The sequence below is a fragment of the Burkholderia sp. KL41 genome (assembly GCF_057005415.2).
In genome coordinates, this window is sequence record NZ_CM174447.1 from 2,376,024 (window position 1) to 2,391,818 (window position 15,795).

The following is a 15,795-nucleotide window of genomic DNA, read 5'->3' on the forward strand; positions in this document are numbered from 1 at the left end:
GGCCACGCTAGCGGGTGCCGCGGCGCGCACTAGCGCACCACGACCAGCCCTTCGTATTCGAGGCAGCGGCACAACGTCGCCCATGCCGGCGAGTCGGGCCACTCACGCGCGCCGGTGTCGATGCGGATCGGCCGTCCGAATTCGCGCGATGCACACGCCAGCAGCGTGTGCGCGATGCCGCTGCGCCGATAGGCGGGTTCCACGTACAACCGCGCAAGCGACGGCGATCGCGCGGCACCGCCGCCGTCGTCGATGCCGAGTTCGCCGATCGCCTCGTCGTCGCGATACGCGACCGCCGTCGCGCGCGTGTCGTCGAACACGATGCGGATCACGCGCTCGCAGCGATCCCTGAACACGACGACGTGCATGGCCGCCTCCCTTCGCATCACGATGCGGGCGAACGCGATGCGCGCACGCCCCCCCGCGCCCACGTACCGGGGAGTTATCCGGATCGTCCAGGGGCGACGAGTTGAGTATCGTCTTGCCACGTCGGCGCGCAGTAGTGCCAGACGACACCTTTCATTGAGTCCACATCCGCGGCGCGACGCGCGTATTCTCGCGAAACCGCGCCTCTCGCGGGCCACGCGCACCCCAACGCGCACCGCCTCGCGTTCCCCGTACCGATCACAGGAGGAAGCATGCCGAGTCGTACCCCGACCGCCCTATGGGCCCAGCAGTTCCGGCGGTCGTCGGCGTCGAGCCTGCAGGACCAGATCCGGCGGATGCTCGTGGCCGCGATCCTCGACGGCCAGCTCGCCCCCGATGCCGCGCTGCCGTCGAGCCGCGAGCTCGCCGACCAGCTCGGCGTCGCGCGCAACACCGTCGTGCTCGCGTACCAGATGCTCGTCGAGGAGGGCTACCTGATCTCGCGCGAACGCAGCGGGCACTTCGTGAACCCGAAGATGCTCGAGGGCGTACCCGGCTTCGCGGCGGCCAAATCCGGCGAGAAACCGCACGGCAACGACGACACGCCGGGCCGCCCCGCATGGGAGAAGCGCATCGCGCATCCGCCGTCGAGGCAGCGCAACATCGTGAAGCCAGCGAACTGGCAGCACTACGAATTTCCGTTCATCTACGGGCAATTCGACCAGTCGCTGTTTCCGACCAACGACTGGCGCGAATGCTGCCTGAAGGCGCTGTCGGTGATGGAGATCCGCAACTGGGCGCCCGACCTGATCGAGCGCGACGACGAATCGCTGATCCAGCAGATCCGCACGCGCGTGCTGCCGCGGCGCGGCGTGTTCGCGATGCCGGACGAGATCGTCGTCACGAACGGCTGCCAGCAGGCGCTGTACCTGATCGCGGACCTGCTGTGCGGCAAGCACACGACGGTCGGCTTCGAGAATCCCGGCTATCCCGACGCGCGCAACATCTTCGAGAACCGCAACGCGCGGCTGCTGCCGCTGCCCGTCGACGGCCACGGGATCGCGCCCGATGCGCTCGCCGATACGCTGGCGCGCTGCGACTACGTGTACGTGACGCCGAGCCACCAGTGCCCGACCACCGCGACGATGCCGGTCGAGCGCCGCCGCGCGCTGCTCGACTGCGCGCGGCAGCACGATTTCGTGATCATCGAGGACGACTACGAGAGCGAGAACACGTTCTCCGGCACGCCGCATCCGGCATTGAAGAGCCTCGACACGGCCGACCGCGTGATCTACGTCGGCAGCCTGTCGAAGACGTTCGCGCCGGGGCTGCGGCTCGGCTACGTGGTCGGGCCGCGCGAGCTGATCCGCGAGTTGCGCGCGCTGCGGCGGCTGATGGTGCGCCATCCGGTCGCGTATATCCAGCGTGCGTTCGCAACCTTTCTCGCGCTCGGTCATCACGACGCGCTGCTGCGCCGGCTCGCGCATGCATACAGCGAGCGCTCGCAGGCGCTGATGGCCGCGCTCGATGCGCATCTGCCGGAAGCGCGTCATGTGCGTGTGACGGGCGGTGCGTCGTGCTGGGTCGAGGGGCCGCCGTGGCTCGATGCCACGCGCCTCGCGACCGACGCGCAGGCGGCCGGCATCCTCATCGAGCCGGGCGGCGTGTTCTTCATGGACGATACGGGCGACGCGCGACGCTGCTTCCGGATGGGGTTCTCCGCGATTCCGCTCGAGCGGATCGAGCCGGGCGTGCGGGCGCTGGCGCAGTGCGTGCGGGCGCAAAAGCCGGGCACCTGACCGGATGCGGAGAGGCGTCGCGCCACCGATTGCGTGATCGCCCTCGCCCCTCGTGCACAATCACGCATCCGGAAACGATCCCGGCTTTCGTTGCGCGGCAAGCATGTCGCCGGTGTCGCGCGCGTCGCTCCCGTGCGACGCGCGCAGGTGCCGATCGTAACGATCGATCGGGTTGCGCTGCCGGGCTGCAGGCTGCCTTCGGGTAGAGGTCGCGTTCACGTGCGCACGCAACGTGCGCCGCCCCCGATCGGCACGTTGTTTCTCGCCTTGTCGTAGAACCCTGCATTCGCCACGCGCTCGCCGAATCCGTTGCACCCGCCGATACCGTTCCACTGCCTGCCCGTCGTTTCCACTCGTTTAGTAAATCTAATAAAAACATTACAAATCCGTTATTCGGATTGACAGCGAATTCATACGAATCCTAGTGTTACGACGCATCACGACTGCAACAACCCACAGCGATCCCGTGATTCGATCGTCGGGATCGTCAAGGCAAAAAGGCATCTCCGACTGGAGGGGACGATCATGAGTCGATTCACGACGCTCGCGGCGTTGCTGGCCGCGGCGTGCGCATTGAGCGGGTGCGGAGGCGGTGACGGCAGCGATGGAACGGCGGCGTCGATACTGGCCGCACATCCGGCGGAATCGTCGGCCGGTGCGGCCGACACGACCAACCTCGACGACAACCGCAGCCTGTCGTTGACGCAGTATGTCGACCCGCTGATCGGCACGCTCGCGAGCAATTCGCCGAACCCGGTGCCGGCGGGACAGGCCGGCAGCGTCGTGCCGGCCGCCGGGCTGCCGTCGGGCATGGTGCAATGGGCGCCCGACACCAACACCACGCCGGCGCCGAACGACAGCAAGGAACCGAACTCGCCGGCCGGCTATTACTACGACCTCCATTCGATCCAGGGTTTCAGCGTCACGCACATGCCGGGTGCCGGCTGCAGCGGCAACAACGGTGAATTCCCGGTCATGCCGACCACCGACGCGACGCAGCTCGTTCCGACCTTCAGTCATGCGAATGAAACGGCCCGGCCCGGCTACTACTCGGTCTTGCTCGATTCACAGATCAAGGTGGAACTGACCGCCACCCTGCGCACCGGCTTCGGCAGGTTCACCTACCCGGCCGGAAAACCCGCGCTGCTGGTACTCGACGCGACGCGCACCAATACGAAGACCTCGACCACCGGCGCGATTACGCAGGTTTCCGGCAGCGCCCTCTCGGGCAGCACGATCGGCGGCGGCTTCTGCGGCAACTCGGTGCCGGTACCCGTCTACTTCTATGCCGCGTTCGACCAGGCGTTCACGTCGGCGTCGATCTCGCACGGCGTGGCGCAGCTCGGCTTCCGTCCCGGCCAGGCGGTCAGGATGAAGATCGGCATTTCGTACGTCAGCGTCGCCAATGCAAAGGCCAACCTCGACGCGGAAAATCGCGGCTGGGACTTCGAGGGCGTGCGCACGCAGGCAGACAGAATCTGGAACGACCGCCTCAACGCGATCCGCGTGGCGGGCGGGACGCTCGACGCGAAGAAGAAGTTCTACACGGCGCTCTATCACGCGCTGTGGGCGCCCAGCATCTTCAGCGACGCGAACGGCCAGTACATCGGCTTCGACAATACCGTGCACCAGCTCGCCAAAGGCCAGAACGCGCAGTATTCGTCGTTCTCGGGCTGGGACATCTACCGTTCGCTGATCCAGCTCAAGTCGATCCTCGCGCCGTCCGAAACCAGCGACATGATCCAGTCGCTGGTCAACGACGCCGATCAGTGCGGCGCGATTCCGCACTGGGTCAACGACAACGTCGAGGACGGCGTGATGCCGGGCGATGCCGGTTCGCTGATCGTTTCGAGCGCCTACGCATTCGGCGCGCGGCGCTTCGATACGCGCTCCGCGCTGCAGCACATGGTGAAGATGGCGAACATCCCCGGCACTGCCTGCAACAACGTGACCACCAACGGCGGCCGCGCGAGCTACCTGCAGGGCGGCTACATCACCGGCGGCGAGTGGGGGCAGGCTTCGTCGACGCTCGAATACACGAGCAGCGACTTCGCGATCTCGCGCTTCGCCGGCGCACTCGGCGATACCGCCACGCAGCGCATGCTGCTGAGCCGCTCGGCCTACTGGCAGAACCTGCTCAATACCGCGCTGACGCCGCCGCTGATCGCGGCGCGGCAATCGAACGGCGCGTGGATACCCGAAACGCCGGGCAGCGGCGACAACTACGTGGAGGGCAATGCCGAACAGTACACGTGGATGGTGCCGTACGACGCGGCGGGCCTGTTCGCGCAGCTCGGCGGCAACACGGCCGTGACGTCGCGGCTCGACCAGTTCTTCACGGTGCTCAATGCCGGCCTGAGCCTGCCGAATTTCTACATGGGCAACGAGCCGACCTTCGAGGTGCCGTGGCTTTACAACTGGGCCGCGCAACCGTCGGGCACGCAGCGCGTGGTGCAGCAGATCATGGCCAGCGCGTTCGGCACCGGCCCCGACGGCTTGCCGGGCAACGACGACCTCGGCGCCGTGTCGGGCTGGTACGTGTGGGGCGCGCTGGGCCTGTACCCGCAGATCCCCGGCGTCGCGGGCCTGGCGATCGGCAGCCCGCAGTTCCCGCAGATCGACGTGCGACTCGGCAACGGCCACACCTGGCGGATCCGTGCCGCAGGCGCGCCGGCCTCGAGCTACGTGCAGTCGCTGTCGATCAACGGTCGTGCCCACCCTGCCGCATGGGTCGCCTATGACGACATCGCCAATGGTGCGACGCTGCACTTCGCGATGGGCAGCGCACCGTCCCGATGGGGCGCCCAGGCACAGCCGCCGTCGTTCGGCGTACCGGTGGCGCTCAACACGGCCGACAGCTACAACAACCGCGGCTTCAGCATGGACGGTGCGACCAATACCGACGGTCAGGGCGCGGACTTCGACGGCAGCCTGTTCAGCTACTCGGTCAATGCGCTCGGCGCGGCGGGCGTGCAGCCCGGCAAGCCGTTCGCGGTGGCCGGCGCCACCGTGACGGTGGCGGGCGGGCCGCTCTCGCTCGACAACACCGTGACCGTCGGACAGACCGTGATGCTGCCGCCGGGATCGGCCGGCACCGGCGTCGTGGTGCTCGGTTCGTCCAACAACGGCCCGAGCAGCGGGATCGCGCAACTGAACTTCGCGGACGGGTCGAGTCAGGCCGTCACGCTGGCCTTCGACGACTGGACCCTGAACGGCGGCAGCGCGAGCCCACGCTCGACGGTGGCCGTCACGATGGCCTATCGCAATGCCGGCAACGGCCAGCAGGACAACGTCAAGACCTACATCTTCGCGCAGAAGATTCCGGTGCCGCCCGGCAAGGTGGTGACGAGTATCGTGCTGCCGCGGCAGGTCAGCGCCGGCAAGATGCACGTGTTCGGTATCGGCATGACGGCATCGTGATGCCCGCATGACCGGCGGGGGCGGCACATCGCGCGCGACGATGTGCCCCCCCGCCTCCTCCCGCTTGCCCGCGTCGCGGGTCCCGCCCCGATGGCGGCCGAAGCCCTCGTCCGCCATTTTCCGTGCACGCCGCGCTCGCCGACCTCGTTCGCCGTCGCGTCGTGCGAGACGGCACGACACCGGTTCAAGCCGTGCGTCCCGCCACGTCGGGAGGCCCGTGAACGCGCGAACGTGCCCGGCATCTGCCGCTGGCCCAACCGAATCCCCCGAACTGGCGCTACCGCCAGAAACGAGCGCTCACTAACGTGTCGATACCGCGTGCCGCATGCGCGCCAGCGCCTTGCGCACCGCCCACCATTCGACAGGAGACACGTTATGTCCGATACGCTCACCGCCCCCGTCACGGCCGCCACGCTCGCGGCGTTTTCCGACGCATTCAACCGGCATGACGCGCATGCGCTGATGGGCTTCATGACCGAGGACTGCGTATTCGACGCAGCCGGCGGCCCCGACATCCACGGCACGCGCTTCGTCGGCCGCGATGCCGTGCGCGCCGCGTTCGAAGCCGTGTTCAAGACCTTCCCCGACGCGCACTGGGGCCGCGGCCGCCACTACGTGACCGGCGAGCGCGGCGTGTCCGAGTGGGTGTTCACCGGCACGCACGCCGAAGGCTGGCGCATCGAGGCCGAAGGCTGCGACCTGTTCGAATTCCGCGACGGGCTGATCGCCGTCAAGCGTGCGTTCCGCAAGGAACGGCCGAAGCAGCCGGCCTGAGCGCACCACTCGGGGCCACCGTACCCGCGCGCATTTTGAAACGAATCATTTCATTTCATTCCACATTTCCCCGCAGCAGATGGAATGACTTGACCGGCTTTTCCCGGCAAATAGCATCTGGAACAAGACGTTCCGTTAATTGAACAATCGGAGACAACCCATGAGCGAACAATCCACTTCCCTGCGTGCATCGGCCAGCGGTCCGCAGGACATGACGCCGTCCGAAGCCTTCGTCGAAACCCTCGCGGCCAACGGCGTGACCGACATGTTCGGCATCATGGGCTCCGCGTTCATGGACGCGATGGACATCTTCGCGCCCGCCGGCATCCGCCTGATCCCGGTCGTGCACGAACAGGGCGCGGGCCACATGGCCGACGGTTATGCACGCGTGTCGGGCCGCCACGGCGTCGTGATCGGCCAGAACGGCCCCGGCATCAGCAATTGCGTGACGGCGATCGCCGCCGCGTACTGGGCACACAGCCCGGTCGTGATCGTCACGCCGGAAGCCGGCACGATGGGCATCGGCCTCGGCGGTTTCCAGGAAGCGAACCAGCTGCCGATGTTCCAGGAATTCACGAAGTACCAGGGCCACGTCACGCACCCGGCGCGGATGGCCGAATTCACCGCGCGCTGCTTCGACCGCGCGCAGGCCGAGATGGGCCCGACGCAACTGAACATCCCGCGCGACTACTTCTACGGCAAGGTCAAGGTCGAGATTCCGCAACCGCGCCGGCTCGATCGCGGCGCCGGCGGCGAACAGAGCCTCGACGATGCGGCCGCGCTGATCGCGCAGGCGAAGTTCCCGGTGATCATCTCGGGCGGCGGCGTCGTGATGGCCGATGCGATCGAGGAATGCAAGGCGCTCGCCGAACGGCTCGGCGCACCGGTCGTCAACAGCTACCTGCACAACGACTCGTTCCCGGCGAACCATCCGCTGTGGTGCGGCCCGCTCGGTTACCAGGGCTCGAAGGCCGCGATGAAACTGCTGTCGCGCGCGGACGTCGTGATCGCGCTCGGCTCGCGCCTCGGGCCGTTCGGCACGCTGCCGCAGCACGGGATGGACTACTGGCCGAAGGACGCGAAGATCATCCAGATCGACGCGGACCACAAGATGCTCGGCCTTGTGAAGAAGATCTCGGTCGGCATCTGCGGCGATGCGAAGGCGGCAGCCATCGCGCTCACGCAACGCCTCGAGGGCCGCACGCTCGCGTGCGACGGCTCGCGCGGCGATCGCGCCGACCAGATCGCGACCGAAAAGGCCGCGTGGGAAAAGGAACTCGACGACTGGACGCACGAGCGCGACGCATACAGCCTCGACATGATCGAGGAGCAGAAGCACGAGAAGCCGTTCAGCGGCGGCCAGTACCTGCATCCGCGCCAGGTGCTCCGCGAGCTCGAGAAGGCGATGCCCGAGGACGTGATGGTGTCGACCGACATCGGCAACATCAACTCGGTCGCGAACAGCTACCTGCGCTTCAACAAGCCGCGCAGCTTCTTCGCGGCGATGAGCTGGGGCAACTGCGGTTATGCGTTCCCGACGATCATCGGCGCGAAGGTCGCCGCACCGCATCGTCCGGCCGTGTCGTATGCGGGCGACGGCGCGTGGGGCATGAGCCTGATGGAAACGATGACCTGCGTGCGCCACAACATCCCGGTCACGGCCGTCGTGTTCCACAACCGCCAGTGGGGCGCGGAGAAGAAGAACCAGGTCGACTTCTACAACCGCCGCTTCGTCGCGGGCGAACTCGACAACCAGAGCTTCGCGGCGATCGCGCGCGCGATGGGCGCCGAAGGGATCACGGTCGACCGCCTCGAGGACGTCGGCCCCGCGCTCAAGCGCGCGATCGACATGCAGATGAACGAAGGCAAGACCACGATCATCGAGATCATGTGCACGCGTGAACTCGGCGATCCGTTCCGCCGCGATGCGCTGTCGAAGCCGGTTCGCATGCTCGACAAATACAAGGACTACGTGTGAGCCCGCGTCGCTGACGCAACCGCTTCAGGCCACGCGCATCGCCGCGCGGCCTGAACCCGGCCGGACGCCGTGCCCCGTGCGGGCCGCCGCATCCGGCCGTTTTTCCTTCCCGTTTTCCATTCCTCAGCGAGCGAACGATGAAAGCCCTCGACCGCATCCTCGAATCCGCGCGCCGCGCGCCGATGCGCATCGCGCTGTGCGAAGCGGACGATCCGCGCGTGCTGCACGCCGCCGCGCGCGCGACGCGCGACGGCATCGCGCGCATCGTGCTCGTCGGCAACCGTGCGGCCATCCACGCGGCAGCCGCGTGCGACGCGATCGATCTCGACGGCATGACGCTCGTCGATCCGGCCGACGCCCCGCAACACGATGCGTATGCCGACGCGCTGCATGCGCTGCGCGCCAAAAAAGGCATGACCGCCGACGCAGCGCGCGACGCGGTGCGCGATCCGTTGACGTACGCCAACCTGATGGTGCGGCTCGGCGATGCGGACGGCTCGGTCGCGGGCGCCGTGCATGCGACGGCCGACGTCGTGCGCGCGGCGATCCAGCTGATCGGCGTGGACCCGGCGTTCCGGATCGTGTCGAGCTTCTTCCTGATGATGCTGTGCGAACCGTTCCACACGATCAAGGGCGGGCTGATCTTCTCCGACTGCGCGCTCGTCGTCGATCCGGATGCCGGCCAGCTCGCCGAAATCGCGATGGCCGCCGCCGACAGCGCACAAGCGCTGCTCGGCGAGGCGCCGCGCGTCGCGATGCTGTCGTTCTCGACGAGCGGCAGCGCGCATCATGCGGCCGTCGACAAGGTGACGGCCGCGACCGCGCAGGTGCGCGAACGGCGCCCCACCCTCGCGATCGACGGCGACGTGCAGCTCGACGCGGCGATCGTCGCGGAGATCGCCGAGCGCAAGATCGCGCACTCTCAGGTGGGCGGCCATGCGAACGTGCTCGTGTTCCCGAGCCTCGAGGCCGGCAACATCGGCTACAAACTCGCCGAACGGATCGGCCGCGCGAAGGCCGTCGGGCCGCTGCTGCAGGGGCTGCGCCGGCCCGCGAACGACCTGTCGCGCGGCTGCGGCGCCGACGACGTGTATCACGTGATCGCGGCGACCACCGTGCAGGCGCAGGCGGCCGCGCGACGCGCCGCGACCGGCGAGGCCGCGCACGCATGACGGCCGACAAACTGGCGATCCTGATCGCGGTGATCGGCGCCGGCAGCTATTTCCAGACCGTCACCGGCTTCGGGCTCGGGATGATCGTGATGGGCGCGACGAGCGGCTTCGGGCTGGCGCCGCTCGCCACCGTCGCCACGCTGATGAGCGTCGTGTCGCTCGCGAACGGCGCGGCCGCGCTGCCGGGCCGGCTGCATCACATCGACTGGCGCGCGGTCGGCGCGGCGACGCTCGGCATCCTGCCGTCGGTGGTCGCGGGCGTGCTGCTGCTCGAATGCCTGAGCCGCTCGGCGGCCGACCTGCTGCAACTGATCCTCGGCGCGGTCGTGCTGTACGGCGGCCTGAGCGCGGCGCTGCGCCCGACGCCGCTCACGGCGCGCTCGGACAACCGCAGCTTCTTCGTCAGCGGCCTGTTCGGCGGGCTGCTGAGCGGCATGTTCGGCGTGTCGGGGCCACCGCTGATCTTCCAGTTCTACCGGCAGCCGTTGACGCTCGTGCAGATCCGCTGCGCGCTGATCGTGCTGTTCACGACGACCTCGGCCACGCGTGTGCTGTACAGCGCTTGCGAAGGCCAGATCGATCGCGACATCTGGCTGCTGGCCGCGATCGCGACGCCGGTCGTGATGCTGACGACGGTCGCCGCGCGCCACTATCCGCCGCCGCTGTCGCCGGTCGCGCTGCGCCGGCTCGCGTTCGGCGTGCTGATGGCGATCGGCATCGGGCTGATCGCGACGTCGCTGCCGCCGCTGCTGCGCGGCGTGTAGCGCCGCGCGGCGCTTGCCGCACCGAACCCTCCGACGCGCGGCATTCGCGCCGCGATGCGCACGCACAGTACTCGCTTCACCGCCGCGCGCCGATCCAGCGCGCGATTTCGACGAGCCGCTTCATGTCCGGCACCGACGCAAGATCGATCGCGAGCCGGTGCCGGTAGTACGGGCCGAGATCGAGCCCGACGCCGAGCCCGAGGACGTCGACGCGGCCGGCCGCCTCCTGGCGCGCGACCACCTGCTTCAGGTGATTGTCGAGGTAGAACGGATCGTTCGCGAGCGCCGTCGCGCCGTCCATCGGGCTGCCATCCGAGATCACGACGAGGATCTTGCGCGCCTCCGGCCGCGCCACGAGCCGCGCACATGCCCATTCGACCGCTTCGCCGTCGACGCCCTCGCGGAACAGGTCTGCCTTGAACAGCGCGGCGATGCCCGTGCGCGCATGCCGCCAGCGCGTATCCGCGTCCTTGAACACCAGGTGGCCGGTTTCGTTGAGCCGGCCCGGATGGCGCGGCTTGCCGCGCGCGAGCCAGTCCTGCCGCGCGCGGCCGCCGTTCCAGGCGAGCGTCGTGAAGCCGAGCACTTCGGTGGCGAGGCCGGCGGCATCGCCGGCGCGGGCCAGCGTGTCGACCATCAGCGCGACGCCGTCGATCCACGTCTTCATCGATCCCGAGCAGTCGATCAGGAGCGCGAGCGCGCAGTCCGCATGCGGCCGCACGCGTTCGAGCCGGAACAACCGCCGTTCGGCCGGCGAGCTGACGAGCTGCGCGAGCCGGCGGCCGTCGAGGCGGCCGTGCTCCTCGCCGAACGACCAGCCGTCGGCTTGCGGCACGACGAGCGCCGCGCGCAGCACCCGTGCGAGCCGCGTGACGTTGATCCGCTGCGCGGCGACCTGGCCGTCGAGCCGGTCGCGATACTCGCGCAGCAGTGCCGCGCGGATCTGCGCGGCCGGCCGGAGTTCGCGGTCGTAACGCGTCGTGTACGCGCGATAGACCGCATCGCCGCCATGCAGCACGACGCTGTCGCCCGTTTCCACGAGCGCCGGCAGGTCGATGCCCGTGTCGTCGAAATCGACCCATAACGAGAAATTCGTCAGCGCATCGTCCTGCTCACGTGCGTCTTCCGATGCCGTTTCGACGACGGCCGCGCGCGCGTCGCGGATCATCGCCGCAATCCGGCGCGCGAGCGTCAGCGCATGTTCCGCGAATGCGCGCTGATCGTGCCGGCAGCGCTTGAGCCCCGCGAGCGGCACGCCGATCTCCGGCACGATCGCCGCGCGCGATGCTTCGATCAGGTCTTCCGTTTCTTCGAGCACCGGCCAGCCGGTCAGCCGCGACCATGCGATCTGCACGACCGTGTACACGAGGATCCCCACATGCGTATCGGCCTGCCCCGACCGGTGAAACGCGCGCGACCAGGTTTCGAAACGATGGCGCAGGTTCTGCACGACGCCGCGCATCGCGGGTGGCGCGAGCGACTCGCAGCGCAGTTGCTCGAGCATTTCGAACAGCACGCGTTCGACCGGATCGTCGCCGGACAACACGCGATGCAGGCCGGCATCCGAATGCAGGATGCGCAACGCGGCGCCGTCGGCCGCGCCGCGCCACGACGCGAGATCGTCGTCGGCGGCCTGCGCGCGCAGGTGCGGCGCGTGGATCGGCAGCGGCCGCAGGTCGCGGCACACGCGGCCCGCACGGTAATGCAGCGCCGCATCGCGTGTCAGCGCACGCACGGTCGACGCGCCCAGCGCTTCGCGTGCCGACGCGCGGCGCGCGGCGTCGCGATCGGCGCTCACCGCCCGGCTCCCGGCGCGCCGCCGCCGCCGGCGCGCGACGCAACCGCCAGTTCCTCGCCGAAGCAGCGCTGGTAATACTCGGCGACGACGGGCCGTTCGGCGTCGTCGCATTTGTTCAGGAACGTGAGCCGGAACGCGAGCGCCGGATCGCGGAAAATCCGGCAGTTCTCGGCCCAGTTGATCACCGTGCGCGGCGACATCAGCGTGGACAAATCGCCGGTCGCGAAGCCGTTGCGCGTCAGCTCCGCGAGGCTCACCATCGATTCGAGCAGCGGGCGGCCGGCTTCGTCGGCGAGTTCGGGCACGCGCGCACGCACGATGCCGATCTCCTCGTCGCGCGGCAGATAGTCGAGCGTGGCGACCACGTTCCAGCGATCCATCTGCGCATGGTTGAGCATCTGCGTACCGTGATACAGCCCGTTCAGGTTGCCGAGCCCGACCGTGTTGGCGGTGGCGAACAGCCGGAACGACGGATGCGGATGGATCACGCGGTTCTGGTCGAGCAGCGTGAACTTGCCGTCGCGTTCGAGAATCCGCTGGATCACGAACATCACGTCGGGCCGCCCCGCATCGTATTCGTCGAAGATCAGCGCGACGGGCCGCTGCAGCGCCCACGGCACGATGCCTTCCTGGAACTCGGTCACCTGCACGTCGTCGCGCACGACGATCGCATCCTTGCCGACGAGGTCGAGGCGGCTGATGTGGCCGTCGAGGTTCACGCGCACGCACGGCCAGTTCAGCCTCGCCGCGACCTGTTCGATATGCGTCGACTTGCCGGTGCCGTGCATCCCCTGCACGAGCACGCGGCGGTTGCACGCGAAGCCGGCGAGGATCGCGAGCGTGACGTCCGGGTTGAAACGGTACGCGTCGTCGATATCGGGCACGTGGTCGTCGCGCGCGCTGAACGCGGGCACCATCAGGTCCGAATCGAACCCGAACCGTTCGCGGACCGACACCATGCAGTCCGGCTTGTTCGTCACCCCTTCCATTGCGTTGCGCTCCTGTCGTTGCCTGTCTTTGTCGGTGTTTGTCGGTGTTTTCGTGTCGCTACCTGATGCGCGGGCGTCGATCCTTGTTTACGGAACGATTCGTCCCATCGCCGGCAATCCGTGCCGGCTTGCCGCACCCGCCGCCCCGCGCGGCCGGCCTGTCGGGCCGTTCGGTACAATGGCCGCAGTCCAGTTTCCGGAACGCCTGCCATGCTGCCCGCGGATACGCCCACGCTGCGCGCCTTCGCGCTGCTCGAACATCTCGTCCAGGCCGGCGATGCCGTGTCGCTCGCCGATCTCGTGCGCGAGGTCGATATCCCGAAGGCGTCGCTGCACCGGATGCTCGCGTCGCTCGAAGCCGGCGGCCTCGTGATCCGCGAGCCGGGCCGCAAGAACGCGTATGCGATCGGCCCGCGCCTCGCCCGGCTCGGCACCGGCGTGATGCTGCATGCGGGCGCGCGCCGGCTGCGCCACGCGATCCTCGAACGGCTCGTCGCCGATCTCGGCGAAACCTGCAACCTCACCGCGCTGCACGACACGGAAGTCGTCTATCTCGACCGCGTCGAAGCCGACTGGCCGCTGCGGCTCGACCTGAAGCCCGGCTCGCGCGTGCCCGCGCATTGCAGCGCCAGCGGCAAGCTGCTGCTCGCGCTGCTGCCGCGCGACGAGCGCGCCGCGCTGGTGCGCGCGCTGGCGCTGCCGCGCTACACGCCGAATACGATCTCCGATCCCGAACTGCTCGAAGCCGAACTCGACCGCACCGCGCACAAGGGCGTCGCGATCGACAACGAGGAATTCGTCGCGGGCATCGCGTGCATCGCGGCACCGGTCGTCGGCGACGACGGCACGTGCATCGCCGCGGTCGCCGTGCATGCGCCCGTGTCGCGCGCACCGCTGTCGCGGCTGCTCGACTGCGTGCCGCGCCTGCAGGAAGCGGCCGGCGCGCTCGCGGCGACCTTCTAGCGCCGCGCGGCGGCACGCGCGCAACGTCATGACGCGCGCTGGTAGTAGATGTTCTGCGGATGCCGCGCATCCGCGAAGAAGAACCAGCGTTCCGCGACCAGCCCCGCATACTGGATCACGAATGCCGCGCCGAGCACGACGGCCGCCGCGACCGACGTCGGCGCGAGCGCACCCGCGCCGGTCAGCACGAACGGCACCGCGAATGCGCCGGTCAGGAAGCCGGCCTTCACCGCACGCAGCGTGCCGTTGCCCTGCCCGTGAAAGAACTCCCGCGTATTGAACGCGCTGGCCGTGAAACCGCGCGACTTCTGTTCGACCTTCTCGTGGCGAATGCCGGTCGCGCTCTGCACGGTCGACTTCGGCCGCAGCCGCGCATTGCGCGCGAGCGACGCCAGCCGTGCGACGCAGCCCGCGAGCGTCAGCACGCACGCGGCCGCCGCGAGCCGGCCGACCAGCGCCGGCGCGAGCCACGCGGCGCAAGCCGTCGCCAGCGTGCAGCCCGACGCGCAGCCGAGCAGCACGAAGTTCACGAGCGTCAACGGGCTCGCCCATTCCTGCAGGAAACGCAGGCACGCGTAGATCATCGCGGTACACACGAACAGCGCGACGCTCGCGAGCGCGCCGGCCGCGCCGATCAGCAACGTGCCGGGCCAGCCGAACAGGTGGGCCACGCCATACGCGAACGCGCACGCGAGAAACACCGGCAGCGCGATGCATTCGCGCGACAGCCACGACGTGCGCCACATCGCGATCGCGCGCCACGCGCGTTCGGGGTGGCCGAGATGGAAGAACGACGCGAACAGGCCGAGCACGCCGAGCGCGACCGACAGCGCGGCGCCCGTCACGTAGAACGCGGCGGCCACGTCGACGCCGGCCAGGCGCGCGAGCGCCTCGACGCTCACGAGCGTCAACAGCAAACCCTGTGCGGCGCCGCACAGCGTGGTGAGGAAAACGACCGAAAAGGCTGGGCGCATGGAAACTCCGTCTGGTTCTGGATGAAAAGCGCGGGGCTCAGCGCTGCGTCGCGAGCGACACGAGATCGACGTCGCCACGCGCCGCGCGGGCTTCGAACGAGTCGCTCTCGTCGCGGCCGGTCGACCCGCTGCCGCATCCGCCGCCGCTGCCGCATGCGCACGACGCTTCGGTCTTCACGCGCGGCAGGTAATGGTTCGACGGCCGCGTGCCCCATTCGGGCATCAACGCATAACCGCCGCGCTCGCGGATCGCGCGCGACACGTCCGACTCCGGATCGTGCACGTCGCCGAACAGCCGCGCCGACGTCGGGCACGCGAGCACGCACGCGGGTTTCCGGTCGCGTTCGGGCAGTGCGTCGTTGTCGATGCGGTCCGCGCACAGCGTGCACTTCGTCATCTCCTTGCGGCCTTCGTCGAGTTCGCGCGCGCCGTACGGGCACGCCCACGCGCAGTACTTGCAGCCGATGCACTTGTCGTAGTCGACCAGCACGATCCCGTCCGACTTGCGCTTGTAGCTCGCGCCGGTCGGACAGACGGGCACGCACGGCGGATCCTCGCAATGCAGGCACGACTTCGGGAAATGGATCGTGTCGGTCATCGGGAACACGCCCGCTTCGTACATCTGCACGCGGTTGAAGAACGTGCCGGACGGATCGTCGTCGTACGGGCGCAGATCGGCGAGACTGCCGGCTTCGCCCGACGTGTTCCATTCCTTGCAGCTCGTCACGCAGGCATGGCAGCCGACGCACACGTTCAGGTCGATGACGAGGGCCATCTGGGTCATGGTCGTGCTCCTTC

12 protein-coding genes are annotated in these 15,795 nt (G+C 68.7%); 7 read left to right on the plus strand and 5 right to left on the minus strand.

What is annotated here, in order from left to right; genetic code table 11:
- Positions 1–29: 29 nt before the first annotated feature.
- On the minus strand, positions 30–368 hold the full coding sequence (locus tag PQB87_RS28030; RefSeq protein WP_060065685.1) for a GNAT family N-acetyltransferase: 339 nt from the start codon (positions 366–368) through the stop codon (positions 30–32).
- 270 nt (positions 369–638) lie between these two features.
- On the opposite strand from PQB87_RS28030, the gene pdxR reads away from it, so the two are divergent.
- From pdxR to PQB87_RS28060, 6 genes are all read left to right on the plus strand, one after another.
- On the plus strand, positions 639–2,165 hold the full coding sequence (gene pdxR / locus PQB87_RS28035) for a MocR-like pyridoxine biosynthesis transcription factor PdxR (RefSeq protein WP_489243013.1): 1,527 nt from the start codon (positions 639–641) through the stop codon (positions 2,163–2,165).
- 525 nt (positions 2,166–2,690) lie between these two features.
- Positions 2,691–5,585: a GH92 family glycosyl hydrolase gene (locus tag PQB87_RS28040; protein ID WP_489243014.1), complete on the plus strand. Its 2,895-nt coding sequence runs from the start codon at positions 2,691–2,693 to the stop codon at positions 5,583–5,585.
- 375 nt (positions 5,586–5,960) lie between these two features.
- Complete coding sequence (locus PQB87_RS28045; RefSeq protein ID WP_059684225.1) at positions 5,961–6,359, plus strand: nuclear transport factor 2 family protein; 399 nt, start codon at positions 5,961–5,963, stop codon at positions 6,357–6,359.
- A gap of 160 nt (positions 6,360–6,519) precedes the next feature.
- Positions 6,520–8,337, plus strand: coding sequence for a sulfoacetaldehyde acetyltransferase (gene xsc / locus PQB87_RS28050; RefSeq protein ID WP_021157638.1), 1,818 nt, complete (start codon positions 6,520–6,522; stop codon positions 8,335–8,337).
- Positions 8,338–8,474: 137 nt separating this feature from the next.
- On the plus strand, positions 8,475–9,509 hold the full coding sequence (pta, locus tag PQB87_RS28055; RefSeq protein WP_489243015.1) for a phosphate acetyltransferase: 1,035 nt from the start codon (positions 8,475–8,477) through the stop codon (positions 9,507–9,509).
- Entirely contained in the window at positions 9,506–10,273 is a 768-nt protein-coding gene (locus PQB87_RS28060; RefSeq protein WP_027791255.1) for a sulfite exporter TauE/SafE family protein, read from the plus strand. Before pta ends, PQB87_RS28060 begins: the two co-directional genes overlap by 4 nt.
- Before the next feature lie 76 nt (positions 10,274–10,349).
- Here the strand turns inward: PQB87_RS28060 and PQB87_RS28065 are convergent, their stop codons facing one another.
- Both PQB87_RS28065 and PQB87_RS28070 read right to left on the minus strand, forming a co-directional pair.
- Complete coding sequence (locus tag PQB87_RS28065; protein WP_489243016.1) at positions 10,350–12,071, minus strand: cobaltochelatase CobT-related protein; 1,722 nt, start codon at positions 12,069–12,071, stop codon at positions 10,350–10,352.
- Positions 12,068–13,060, minus strand: coding sequence for an AAA family ATPase (locus PQB87_RS28070; protein WP_489243017.1), 993 nt, complete (start codon positions 13,058–13,060; stop codon positions 12,068–12,070). The genes PQB87_RS28065 and PQB87_RS28070 overlap by 4 nt, the downstream gene beginning before the upstream one ends.
- A 210-nt stretch (positions 13,061–13,270) precedes the next feature.
- Between PQB87_RS28070 and PQB87_RS28075 the strand changes: the two genes are divergently transcribed.
- Entirely contained in the window at positions 13,271–14,023 is a 753-nt protein-coding gene (locus tag PQB87_RS28075; RefSeq protein ID WP_489243018.1) for an IclR family transcriptional regulator, read from the plus strand.
- Positions 14,024–14,049: 26 nt separating this feature from the next.
- Here the strand turns inward: PQB87_RS28075 and PQB87_RS28080 are convergent, their stop codons facing one another.
- A complete protein-coding gene (locus PQB87_RS28080) occupies positions 14,050–14,997 on the minus strand; it encodes a dimethyl sulfoxide reductase anchor subunit family protein (RefSeq protein WP_059684232.1) in 948 nt (315 codons plus the stop codon).
- Positions 14,998–15,034: 37 nt separating this feature from the next.
- Positions 15,035–15,781 carry a 4Fe-4S dicluster domain-containing protein gene (locus tag PQB87_RS28085; RefSeq protein ID WP_489243020.1) on the minus strand — a complete coding sequence of 249 codons (747 nt, stop codon included), beginning with the start codon at positions 15,779–15,781 and terminating at the stop codon, positions 15,035–15,037.
- Positions 15,782–15,795 lie beyond the last annotated feature (14 nt).

Coding starts and splice junctions, on each gene's coding strand:
- PQB87_RS28040 (WP_489243014.1), top strand. CDS start 2,691: ATGAGTCGATTCACGACGCTCGCGGCGTTGCTGGCCGCGGCGTGCGCA.
- PQB87_RS28045 (WP_059684225.1), top strand. CDS start 5,961: ATGTCCGATACGCTCACCGCCCCCGTCACGGCCGCCACGCTCGCGGCG.
- pta (WP_489243015.1), top strand. CDS start 8,475: ATGAAAGCCCTCGACCGCATCCTCGAATCCGCGCGCCGCGCGCCGATG.
- PQB87_RS28075 (WP_489243018.1), top strand. CDS start 13,271: ATGCTGCCCGCGGATACGCCCACGCTGCGCGCCTTCGCGCTGCTCGAA.
- xsc (WP_021157638.1), top strand. CDS start 6,520: ATGAGCGAACAATCCACTTCCCTGCGTGCATCGGCCAGCGGTCCGCAG.
- PQB87_RS28070 (WP_489243017.1), bottom strand. CDS start 13,060: ATGGAAGGGGTGACGAACAAGCCGGACTGCATGGTGTCGGTCCGCGAA.
- PQB87_RS28085 (WP_489243020.1), bottom strand. CDS start 15,781: ATGACCCAGATGGCCCTCGTCATCGACCTGAACGTGTGCGTCGGCTGC.
- PQB87_RS28080 (WP_059684232.1), bottom strand. CDS start 14,997: ATGCGCCCAGCCTTTTCGGTCGTTTTCCTCACCACGCTGTGCGGCGCC.
- pdxR (WP_489243013.1), top strand. CDS start 639: ATGCCGAGTCGTACCCCGACCGCCCTATGGGCCCAGCAGTTCCGGCGG.
- PQB87_RS28030 (WP_060065685.1), bottom strand. CDS start 368: ATGCACGTCGTCGTGTTCAGGGATCGCTGCGAGCGCGTGATCCGCATC.
- PQB87_RS28060 (WP_027791255.1), top strand. CDS start 9,506: ATGACGGCCGACAAACTGGCGATCCTGATCGCGGTGATCGGCGCCGGC.